Below are 9841 nucleotides of genomic sequence, written 5' to 3'. Positions count from 1 at the left end.
CGCTGAACTAATCGGTTCAGTTTAGCTGTTTAGGGAATTCGCCAACGGTATCCGATGGTGGACGTATCTACTGATAGTAAATCCATTTTTGATGAATATTTTTTAGACCAACCGTTAGAACAGCTAACTGGCGATAAATTGCAACGGCTGTTGGAGAGAACGGAGTTAGTCACAGCGTAATTCAGTAGTCAGCATCCAGGAGTCAACTCCAGTTCGCAATTCGCAATTCGCAATTAAGACAATTTAGTGGGGGCTTGTACCTCCCACTCTCTTGTTGACCACCAACCTAGTATGGTGGCGGCTTTGACTCCAAGGTTAGCCAATTAATCAATTAGTTCATAATTCGCATTTTCAATTGCGAATTGTGAACTGCGAATTGCGAATTGTTTGGTCAGGAGTCAGTAAAGAAACAAAGAGCAGGGTGGAGAAGTTAATAAAATCTGCCTTCTTTCCTCCTCTTCTTCCCAAAATTCTGACTTCTGAATTCTGACTCCTGAATTCTTCTCTCATTTTCCCTTCATTCACCAATCAATATGCAACCCACGATCTCAATCCCCCAACACTGGGGCTACCCTCGCTTTGGTTTGGAGCAGCGCACAGAACAAGGCACGATTCTAGGACTTTACTACTACCCATTAGGCACAGAATTGGCTGAACAATTTGATCATGGCTGGCGTTATGTCCTGATGCCTAATAAAAACTCTGACGAAATATCGTACTTGCAAGAGAATCAAATCCAACCGCTTACACCAGAAGAATTATTCCACCAAATAACCGCAGAGATTGACTTTTATCAACAGCAAATAAGCATTCTCAACCGACAGTTAACCGTATTAACTAGAGGTGCAAACAATGGCTAAGGAAGCAAACAACGACTTTGAGCGTAGAGCTAATCATTTGCTGCGTTCGATTCGGCTTTGTGGCGGTTGTATTCCATTGCATCGTTTGCAATTCCAATTCTCAGATTCAGTCATTCAAACTCTGCTGGATAGAGAACTGGTGCAAGTACAGAATACGGGACGCGGCTTTTTGTTGGAGATTGCCGAGGATTTTTAGGTTATTAATCCTAGAGGAAACAATGATGAAACTTTACGCTAAAACCATTGCACAGACTTTACCTGATTGGGCAACTGTCGTTACAAAGAGCGCAGATTTGTTTGAGGTCGAAATTAACGATGAACACCCGAATTTCCAATCTCTGCTTGAAGAGTTAGAAACCGAGATTGAACCAGGGACTTTCGGTGTAAAGGCAGAGGATTTATGTTCCAGGCTTGGCATTGAAATGTCTAACCCCAACCTACACCAATTAGTTGAACAAGCTCAAACCCTGATATCCCTTATTGCTACGCACCCAGACTACAAACAACTACTGGAGTTGGGATATCAACCTGATTTAAACATTGCTGATGCTCAAACTGCACTCACTTATCTGCAATGGGAATTAGAGCCTAATCAAGAACCTTCTACCTAATACAAAAGCGTTCACCTAAAGGAATGCCATTACTTCAGATGAACGCACGGAAGTTTTTCTCCCGCTACAGAATTCCCATTATTGCACACAGAACAACACTCAATAAAACTTTAACCGAGGTGAACATGGTTACTGAAATAAAATTAGGGCTTTGCAACCCTCCTGAACCCATCTATTTATATGTCAAAAATGCTGAGTTAGGTGGAGAATCTTACTTGTGGTATCACTACGATATTGAGAGGGAGAAAACCATCCCTGTTTCCCAAAGAGCATTAACTGGTTATCTGTCTGAACTGCGATTTACAACTAAAGAGTTCAAAGGAAAGGATAATCTCAAGCTGGACATTGTAGTGAGTGCTGATGGAGTTTATGTCATCAGAAGTGGTATTGAAACAAACTTCACCAAAAGCTTTCTCTTGGCTGCATCAGGTGTACAGGATTTTTCTAAGCCACTGATTATTGCTGCTAATGCTGGTGAACAAAATACGGTTTTCTGCAATCTTTACGATGCTGCAACTAAAAGCAGAATTGAAAGAGAATGGAATAAAAATGCTGATTGGGGAACTCTCATTAATGACATTCAATCTTGCTTAGGTGGCACATCATTAACTATTCCATCTGTAGCAGAAACCCCAACAAATCCACCAAAACTTAGCGTAGTTCCTCAACCAGTACATCCCCAAGACCTACGAATCAAAAATATTCGCACCTTGCTTGATTATCCACTTGATTTAGTCAGAGAGTGGTTGCAATTTCAGGATGTTGACCGTCCAAGTCAACTTCATATTACTAAGATTAATGAACTGGTAAAAACAATGTGTTTGGCTTGGGCAGCAGACAAGTGTGAGTATCCTAATCATGCCGAATCTTTGTATCAAAACCAAGTTGTTGATGCTGTTGGTAATGGTGCTGATGAGTTAACAGCAATCAACGCATGGATGCAACAGTTGCAAACTGCAAAGACTGGGGCAGGCTGAACCGGAATTTAGAAGTCGGAAGTCAGAATAATTCTGGCTTCTCATTTATTCAAATTACCAAACAGGAATTACCCATGAGAATCATTGTCACAGTAGTCGAAAAAATCATCAGTGAAGCGCACATTGATATCTCTGATGGGCTGAACCAATCCGCAATTAAACAGCACATAGTAGACCGCTACAACACAGGGGAAATGGTCACAGATATGAACATCTTTCAAGTGGACTTTGAATCTATCAGCGCTCGGATTGTCAAAGAACATTCTTCTACTAAATCTGCATCAATATCAGAGGTGAGATTATGAGTATCAAATGGACTGATGAAGAACTAGCAATTATCGAAGCTAAGGCTGAAGTCTACACAGTCAAACAAATAGCTTCAATCTTAAAAAGACGAGGATATCAACGCACACCAGTTGCAATTTACCTGAAGTTAAACAACTTAGGTTATTCAGCCCGTCCCACTCTTGATAATTATAGCTGCCAGGAAATCGCTCAAGTCCTTCAATTGAATTTCTCAACTGTTACAAGGTGGGTAAAAAGAGGATAGCTCAAAGCTACAACACGCTCTGCTAGACATTATAAAATTCGGAAATGGCATCTCAAACAGTTTTTTGATAACCCGCCACAATCAATTAAAAAACGCATTGATGCTCTTGATGTTGAAGCGATTAATTACCTATTAGGAAGAAAAGCATGATTGACCACATTAACGCACTTCAAACAAGCTGGTATCTATCTCCACCTTGGGGCAAAACAACTCCACCTGTTGCAGTTAATTTACTGGAGAGAGTTTTCCTACGAACTACAAGGAGATTTGGTTACTGTTGCGGTATGCAATGGAAACACGAATGTTGGATTTATTCAATTGATTGCCGCAATGAAATACTCCACGCTACACAAAACCAGATCATCGTCACTGGAGAATTAGAAGCCATCACTGTGCAAAAACCTACTTTTGTTTTAGGTGAAAGAGTAATTCTCTGTTCGCACGATAAGGGAACAAAACAACGGCTGATTTTGGGGATTGCGCTGGTGCATAATTCTTGGTTTTACCTTGTTGAATTGATGTCACCAACGTTAATTAAGACACCAACTATATCGAATCGCTTCTCCCTGCTTGGTGAAAAAAGTTTGGTGCGTGTGAATGCCTGAATCAATTATTTGTTCAATACCCAGGGAATGAATCATGTTGACACATTTTTGGCACGACTCAGAAATTAATCAAATGCCTCAAGATGGGGAAATAGGTAAACATGCTGTACCCAAAGGCTATGTGAATGCAAGTCAGATGTGCAAAGCTAACGGGAAATTCTTAGCTGATTACACGAAGCTCAAGTCTACAAAGCAGTATTTACAAGCACTTTCTAACGATATGAAGATCCTCATATCGTTATTGGTGATAGATATCCAGGGATATGGAAGTGAACAAAGCACTTGGATTCACCCAGAAATCGCCATTGATTTAGCTCGGTGGGTTTCTGTCGAATTCCGCATCTGGGCTAATAGAACTTTAATGAAAGTGATGCTCTCAACCCAAGTAGAGCCAGTAAAACAGCAAGAACCACCACATACATTAGCTCCGTCCCATGAAGCCGCACAGTTAGCAATGATGTTGGGGGAATTTGCTGGACTAGACAAATCCCTCACTGCCCAGTTAGCAGTTAATGCTGCAACCATTGTCAACCCCGCACTTAAGCCAGCAGCCGATGAACTCAAGATTGCGATTGCTCAAACCAATGTTGCAGAGGACGCATTTCTAAATCCAACACAAATCGGTGAGGTAGTGGGAATGTCGGCACGGGCTGTTAATCACTGCTTGCTAAATTCGGGACTGCAATACAGAACTGATGACAAGAAAATTCCCTATCGTCCTACTGAATCTGGTAAGCAATGGGGTCGCATGGTTCCCGCAGTTGCCAAATCTTCAAACCAAACTGTTTTTCAACTGCGGTGGTTGCCCGAAATAGTAAAAGTCATCTCTCAATAATTCCCTACCTAAATCAACCTTTCATTATGAACACTCTACGAAAAACCTTGGCAGAAAAATACGGTCTAGTTGCCGATATCATGCACGACGATTATTTTTTTGTTCAACTACCAGAAAACGAGGATCATTTACTCAAGTTTTTAGAGAGTAATTTACCAGAATGTATTCGGATTGAACTTGCAGAATGTTTTGCTGGTAGTGTGATTGCGGCTTAGGAAGTCCCCTTATTTTTACTCCCTCAAGTGTTACAGCAAGCCCATGATTTTGTTCTTGAGTATTGGGAACAGGTATCTCAAGAAACATGAAGTATTTTTGTCCAACCAAAACTAACAGCAATTCCCCCACTTACACGTTCTTTAGTTAGATAAAACTACCATGCAACAACTCAATTTATTCACTGAATCAGTCCCAGTTTTACCAGTCACCTACTACCCCGATTTCTTAGCTCTTGAACTTGCAAACGAACTCTACCAACACTGCTTGAAACTGGAGTGGCAACAGAATCAAATCAGGATCGCGGGTAAAACAATGCCTATTCCCCGCCTGGAGTGTATTTATGGTGATGCCGGATGTGATTACCTTTACTCGAATAGCGTGTTTTTGAAACCACTATGTTGGACAGAAGCTCTGTCTAGGTTACGTGATCGCATAACCGGATTAACTGGCTACAAGTTCCGCATCGTCATCGGCAACCAATACCGCAGTGGACAGGATTCAATTGGCTGGCATTCCGACAATGAAGCATCAATGGGACTTAACCCGGCGATTGCATCAGTCAGCTTGGGGTCATGTCGCAAGTTCCAAATCAAACCGAAAAATGGCAGGCCAACTGACTTCTGGCTCGAACACGGCAGCTTACTTGTGATGCACCCTGGCTGTCAGTCTACTCATCTGCATCAGGTTCCCAAGACCAACAAAGTTGTTAGTACACGTATTAATTTGACTTTCCGCCCACACACGGGAGGCGGGAGATAACCCTGTAGCTGGCTGTTGAGGATTTCATAGCCAGCACAAGCTCTCACAAAAATTTGAACCGGCGGCATGGGTGCAATGCCGCTTCATTTCCATGCGTCAAAATATCGGAGGGAATATGCGTATAATCGAATCTGATTCTCACTTCAAACATTTACAAGAATGGCGAGGCAGCGGAGTTGACGAAGAAATCATTGCTCTGAATGTGCGTTCGCTGTCTGGGACTTTACCCTACGAATATCTCCTCTACAGTCCCAAAATCTCCCGCCGCAATGATGGACGACTGCGCGATCGCGATTTAAAGAAGTACCAGCACATTGAATTAGGCGGCTGGTGGTGCAGTGGAATTGACCCCCTCAACAACTACGTCAGTATGATGTGGGGCTGTTTCAAACCTGACCACCCCCGAAGAGATCGCCAGAAGATCCACAAATTGATCAAGTATGAACACCCATTCAGAGAAGAGACACGCGCTTTCTTCCTCCTAGTGCCTAATCGCATCTGGGTGAAGGTCTCCAATCGTAGCGGCATCCCCATTACCGAAGAGGACTTGCAACACCCTGGCGGTTTCTGGCACTGGGTTTGGAGGCATAACGTACCAGTCACAATTGTAGAAGGTGTCAAAAAAGCGGGGGCATTACTGACTGCTGGTTATGCTGCGATCGCAATTCCTGGTGTTAACGCTGGATACCGCACACCCCATGATGAGTACGGTAATGCTATTGGTAAACCCTCTCTGATTCCCGACTTGAAACATTTCGCAACACAGGGGCGACAGGTCAACATCTGCTTTGACCAAGACAACAAACCTGAGACAGTCCAGCGAGTCAGAACCGCTATCAGTCGCATGGGACGGCTGTTGGTAAATGAAGGGTGTTCGCTGCGAGTGATTGATTTACCACTAGGGGCAGAGAAAGGGGTTGATGATTTTATCGTCGCCAAGGGTCAGCCGGCATTTGATGCAATCTACAACACTGCCGTTGCACTGGAGTTGTGGGAGATTAAGCTTTTCACACTGCTGACTTATCCCCCAGCGATCGCTCTCAACCAACGTTTCTTGGGCCAGCTTCTCGTCCCCGAAGGTGAAAAACTGATTATCCTCAAGGCTCCCAAAGGTACTGGTAAAACTGAATGGCTGTCTACTGAGGTGGCGAAGGCGCATGACCTTGGACGTAGGGTGTTAATCATCACCCATCGCATTCAACTGGGTGAGGCATTATGCGATCGCTTTGGAGTGAATTATGTCACAGAAGTCCGCACGAATGAAACAGGCACATTATTAGGATATGGGGTATGTGTTGATTCATTGCATCAAGAAAGTCAGGCGCGATTCAACCCTAATGACTGGTCAAACGATGTCATTATTATTGATGAATGCGACCAAGTTTTCTGGCATTTGCTCAACTCTGGTACGGAGGTTGCTAAACGTCGGGTATCTGTTCTCAAAAACCTCAAACAACTGGTACAGAATGTTTTAGGCAGCAGTCAGGGAAAGATTTACCTATCTTCTGCTGATGTTTCAGACACAGATGTGAAGTATGTTTTATCACTCGCTGGGGAATATCGAGTTAATCCTTTCGTAATCGTCAACAATTATCGGCACGTAGCCGGAAACTGTTACAACTATTCTGGCAGTAATCCGAAGAATCTTATCGCGGCTTTGGATAAAGCCATTTCCAAAGGGGGGCATCATTTATTATGCTGTTCTGCTCAAAAAGCCAAGTCAAAATGGGGAACCCAAGCATTGGAAGAACGGTTTCGCCGTAAATACCCACACCTGCGAATCCTGAGAATTGATAGCGAATCTGTTGCAGATCCGTCTCATGCGGCTTTCGGTTGTATCGCTCACCTGAACGAAATTCTGACCCAGTATAATTTGGTTATCGCATCTCCAAGTTTAGAAACTGGGGTATCCATCGATATTCGAGGACATTTTGATGGTGTTTGGGGGATTTTTCAGGGAGTGCAACCGGTTAACTCCGTGCGCCAGATGTTGGCAAGGGTTAGGGAAACTGTTGACCGTCACATTTGGGTGCGAGAGTGGGGTATGGGGGTTGTAGGGAATGGCTCCACAACCATCGGAGGATTACTCAGAAGTCAACACGTCGCAACACAAGCGAACATTGCGTTGTTGTCGGCGGCGGACAATGACGATTACAGCTATGTTGACCAAAACTTTCAGCCCGAATCCTTGCAGACTTGGGGTAAACGTGGTTCTGTGATTAACGTTGAGATGCGGCGCTATCGGGAATCGGTGCTTGCGGGATTAGTCGAGGATGGGTACACCATTATTGATGCCTTGGATGCTGATGACGATGAAAGTGGGGCAGTTATCGAGTCGGTTAAAGCGGCATCTGTTGAATTATATACTGCTGAGTGTAAAGCGATCGCGGATTCTCCAACCATCTCTGATGCCGAACTCAAGAAGCTCCTTGACACAAGAGCGAAAACCAAAACCGAACGACACCAGCAGCGCAAGGCAGAATTGTCCCGTCGTTATGAAGTTGACGTAACCCCTGATTTGGTCGAGAAAGATGACGATGGGTGGTATCCTCAACTACGGATGCACTATTATTTGACACTGGGGCGGGAATTTTTGACCAACCGTGATGCGAAACGGGCGAAAGCGCAGTTAGAGTTGGGGGAGAATTCGGTTTGGAAACCCGACTTCAACAAGGGGCAGATGTTACCTGCTGTACTGTTGTTAGAAGAACTGAATCTGTTGCAGTTGCTCACTCCTGGGGAGCAGTTGCGGGGAAGTGACGAGAAGATGGTGGAGTTTAAGGCGCTGGCTGTAACGCATCGGCACGTTATCAAGAATTACTTGAATGTGAGTATTTCAGAAAAACTGACTCCAGTGGCGATCGCACAAAAATTACTTGCCAAAATTGATTTGAAGTTGGATTATGTTGGTCGGTTGGGTAAGCGTGAAAATCGGGAGTGCGTTTACCAGTTTGTTGCCCCTGATGATCAACGTGATTCGATTTTTAGGCAGTGGTTAAATCGGGATGAAGTATCTGTTTTAGGCAGCGCTCAAAATGCTGTATCTGATTTGGTGTCAGGCACTAACAATATAGTGTTAACAACTCCCGTAAACGAGTGATGAGCGTTGCGGCGTGATGCTGGAGTTTGAAGACACTTGCCCTCAAAAGTTTGCTCAGTTGGTGACAGATGCGCCCCAGTGGACGGAGTGGATGGTGTGAGGTTGGGACTCTTGGGAGCAGGAGCAATTGAGTAAGTAATTTAGCGCTTACGAATGTATTCGCTTTTGTGTTACACTGCCAAGTAGTAACTATAAGGATTTTTTTCAAATGGCATTGCAACCTAAAACTTTTAGAACCTCTGATGATGTCATCAAGGCTTTAAAAGATAAGGCAACCGAGTTAGATATATCTGAATCAGACATAATTAATAAAGCCCTGAGATGTTTTCTTGGTTTGGGTATTGATAAGGAATGCAATACTTCCCAAACCGAATTAAACATTCTGAAAAATAGAATTGAGGGATTAATCAGACTAAATAATCTGAAAGAGGCTTAATTATTAAAACTGAACGCCAAAAATTCCAGATAAGAAAGTTTGACTAACGAACTATACTAAATAATATTAATAATCAAAAAATAAGTGGAAACTATGACCGACACAAACAACAGTAACGATGAGATGAGAGCGCTACTAGCAGAACTTACCCGTAGTCAATTACAAACACAAGAACAGATGCGACAAACGCAGCAAGAAATCCGAGCTACACAGGAAGCAGTAAGAGAAACAAACGCTACTGTACAAGAATTAACTAGTGATATAAATCGTGTTTTAGCTCGCAGTGCTGTGTTTGATGATGTGGTTTTACAACTACAAGAAAATCAGCAACTCATGCAAGCTAATTTCAACGAATTTCAGCGTAGTTTTGCAGAACATCAACGTACTTTGTCAGAACATAGACGTGATTTTCTAGAGCATCAACGCACTACTAACGCAGCTTTAAACAGCTTAGAAGCGATCAACTTAAGGCTGATCGAAATAATTGGGAGGGGACAGAATTGATAACCCTAATCAGTTTCGGATAGAGATTCATTAAAGAGCGTCATAGCAAGAATTTCAAGTATATTTTCAGGAATTATTCATAAAAAGAACGTTCAAACACTACTGAAAGATTATTCGCTTTATTTGTGAATGCTCTGCTCAACTTAAAATAATTTTACAGAACTATGCCAATTAAAAAACACATTAATCTGAATCTTGGAAGTTTCCTTAGAGACCATTTATAAAGTAAATCTTTAGACAGCTAGTCGACGTAGCATAATTCGAGTCATAACGGCATATACGGCAGCCTCACTCATTTCAGTCAGACGTTCATAATCCTTACTCAAACGATGGTAAGCTAATCGGCATTTAAGCTGCATAATATAAATGCAGAGTAGATTGAAAGTAA

The 9841-nt window shown here is 42.9% G+C and carries 14 protein-coding genes; all 14 read left to right on the top strand.

What is annotated here, in order from left to right:
• Positions 1 to 54: 54 nt before the first annotated feature.
• The 14 genes from HWQ39_RS00675 (at position 55) to HWQ39_RS00610 (ending at position 9453) form a co-directional block, all read left to right on the top strand.
• Complete coding sequence (locus tag HWQ39_RS00675; protein ID WP_292840145.1) at positions 55 to 180, top strand: hypothetical protein; 126 nt, start codon at positions 55 to 57, stop codon at positions 178 to 180.
• Between the two features lie 353 nt (positions 181 to 533).
• Positions 534 to 860 (top strand): hypothetical protein, encoded by a 327-nt coding sequence (locus tag HWQ39_RS00670; RefSeq protein ID WP_292840142.1) that lies wholly within the window; start codon positions 534 to 536, stop codon positions 858 to 860.
• The gene (locus tag HWQ39_RS00665) at positions 853 to 1056 is read left to right on the top strand and encodes a hypothetical protein (protein ID WP_292840139.1); all 204 of its coding nucleotides are present in this window, start codon (positions 853 to 855) and stop codon (positions 1054 to 1056) included. The genes HWQ39_RS00670 and HWQ39_RS00665 overlap by 8 nt, the downstream gene beginning before the upstream one ends.
• 22 nt (positions 1057 to 1078) lie before the next feature.
• Positions 1079 to 1471 carry a hypothetical protein gene (locus HWQ39_RS00660; RefSeq protein ID WP_292840137.1) on the top strand — a complete coding sequence of 131 codons (393 nt, stop codon included), beginning with the start codon at positions 1079 to 1081 and terminating at the stop codon, positions 1469 to 1471.
• A 125-nt stretch (positions 1472 to 1596) separates the two neighbouring features.
• Positions 1597 to 2448, top strand: coding sequence for a hypothetical protein (locus HWQ39_RS00655; protein ID WP_292840135.1), 852 nt, complete (start codon positions 1597 to 1599; stop codon positions 2446 to 2448).
• Positions 2406 to 2753 (top strand): hypothetical protein, encoded by a 348-nt coding sequence (locus HWQ39_RS00650; protein ID WP_292840133.1) that lies wholly within the window; start codon positions 2406 to 2408, stop codon positions 2751 to 2753. Before HWQ39_RS00655 ends, HWQ39_RS00650 begins: the two co-directional genes overlap by 43 nt.
• Positions 2750 to 2998: a hypothetical protein gene (locus HWQ39_RS00645; RefSeq protein WP_292840131.1), complete on the top strand. Its 249-nt coding sequence runs from the start codon at positions 2750 to 2752 to the stop codon at positions 2996 to 2998. Before HWQ39_RS00650 ends, HWQ39_RS00645 begins: the two co-directional genes overlap by 4 nt.
• A gap of 146 nt (positions 2999 to 3144) precedes the next feature.
• Positions 3145 to 3603 carry a DUF1392 domain-containing protein gene (locus HWQ39_RS00640; protein ID WP_292840129.1) on the top strand — a complete coding sequence of 153 codons (459 nt, stop codon included), beginning with the start codon at positions 3145 to 3147 and terminating at the stop codon, positions 3601 to 3603.
• A gap of 34 nt (positions 3604 to 3637) precedes the next feature.
• Positions 3638 to 4438 carry a KilA-N domain-containing protein gene (locus HWQ39_RS00635; RefSeq protein WP_292840127.1) on the top strand — a complete coding sequence of 267 codons (801 nt, stop codon included), beginning with the start codon at positions 3638 to 3640 and terminating at the stop codon, positions 4436 to 4438.
• Positions 4439 to 4464: 26 nt separating this feature from the next.
• Positions 4465 to 4653 carry a hypothetical protein gene (locus tag HWQ39_RS00630; RefSeq protein WP_292840125.1) on the top strand — a complete coding sequence of 63 codons (189 nt, stop codon included), beginning with the start codon at positions 4465 to 4467 and terminating at the stop codon, positions 4651 to 4653.
• 160 nt (positions 4654 to 4813) lie between these two features.
• Positions 4814 to 5413 (top strand): alpha-ketoglutarate-dependent dioxygenase AlkB, encoded by a 600-nt coding sequence (locus HWQ39_RS00625; protein ID WP_292840123.1) that lies wholly within the window; start codon positions 4814 to 4816, stop codon positions 5411 to 5413.
• Between the two features lie 115 nt (positions 5414 to 5528).
• On the top strand, positions 5529 to 8513 hold the full coding sequence (locus HWQ39_RS00620) for a plasmid replication protein, CyRepA1 family (protein ID WP_292840121.1): 2985 nt from the start codon (positions 5529 to 5531) through the stop codon (positions 8511 to 8513).
• A 208-nt stretch (positions 8514 to 8721) separates the two neighbouring features.
• A complete protein-coding gene (locus HWQ39_RS00615) occupies positions 8722 to 8949 on the top strand; it encodes a hypothetical protein (protein WP_292840119.1) in 228 nt (75 codons plus the stop codon).
• Between the two features lie 93 nt (positions 8950 to 9042).
• Positions 9043 to 9453, top strand: a complete 411-nt coding sequence (locus HWQ39_RS00610) for a hypothetical protein (protein WP_292840117.1) — start codon at positions 9043 to 9045, stop codon at positions 9451 to 9453.
• Positions 9454 to 9841: the final 388 nt, after the last annotated feature.

This window comes from Nostoc sp. NMS8 (assembly GCF_017115045.1).
Classification (GTDB): Bacteria; Cyanobacteriota; Cyanobacteriia; order Cyanobacteriales; family Nostocaceae; genus Nostoc.
This window is presented reverse-complemented; position numbering and strand designations above follow the sequence as displayed.

What these genes read in the sequence shown, in the direction of transcription:
- HWQ39_RS00675 (WP_292840145.1), top strand. Translation starts at nt 55, where the DNA reads ATGGTGGACGTATCTACTGATAGTAAATCCATTTTTGATGAATATTTT.
- HWQ39_RS00670 (WP_292840142.1), top strand. Translation starts at nt 534, where the DNA reads ATGCAACCCACGATCTCAATCCCCCAACACTGGGGCTACCCTCGCTTT.
- HWQ39_RS00665 (WP_292840139.1), top strand. Translation starts at nt 853, where the DNA reads ATGGCTAAGGAAGCAAACAACGACTTTGAGCGTAGAGCTAATCATTTG.
- HWQ39_RS00660 (WP_292840137.1), top strand. Translation starts at nt 1,079, where the DNA reads ATGATGAAACTTTACGCTAAAACCATTGCACAGACTTTACCTGATTGG.
- HWQ39_RS00655 (WP_292840135.1), top strand. Translation starts at nt 1,597, where the DNA reads ATGGTTACTGAAATAAAATTAGGGCTTTGCAACCCTCCTGAACCCATC.
- HWQ39_RS00650 (WP_292840133.1), top strand. Translation starts at nt 2,406, where the DNA reads ATGGATGCAACAGTTGCAAACTGCAAAGACTGGGGCAGGCTGAACCGG.
- HWQ39_RS00645 (WP_292840131.1), top strand. Translation starts at nt 2,750, where the DNA reads ATGAGTATCAAATGGACTGATGAAGAACTAGCAATTATCGAAGCTAAG.
- HWQ39_RS00640 (WP_292840129.1), top strand. Translation starts at nt 3,145, where the DNA reads ATGATTGACCACATTAACGCACTTCAAACAAGCTGGTATCTATCTCCA.
- HWQ39_RS00635 (WP_292840127.1), top strand. Translation starts at nt 3,638, where the DNA reads ATGTTGACACATTTTTGGCACGACTCAGAAATTAATCAAATGCCTCAA.
- HWQ39_RS00630 (WP_292840125.1), top strand. Translation starts at nt 4,465, where the DNA reads ATGAACACTCTACGAAAAACCTTGGCAGAAAAATACGGTCTAGTTGCC.
- HWQ39_RS00625 (WP_292840123.1), top strand. Translation starts at nt 4,814, where the DNA reads ATGCAACAACTCAATTTATTCACTGAATCAGTCCCAGTTTTACCAGTC.
- HWQ39_RS00620 (WP_292840121.1), top strand. Translation starts at nt 5,529, where the DNA reads ATGCGTATAATCGAATCTGATTCTCACTTCAAACATTTACAAGAATGG.
- HWQ39_RS00615 (WP_292840119.1), top strand. Translation starts at nt 8,722, where the DNA reads ATGGCATTGCAACCTAAAACTTTTAGAACCTCTGATGATGTCATCAAG.
- HWQ39_RS00610 (WP_292840117.1), top strand. Translation starts at nt 9,043, where the DNA reads ATGACCGACACAAACAACAGTAACGATGAGATGAGAGCGCTACTAGCA.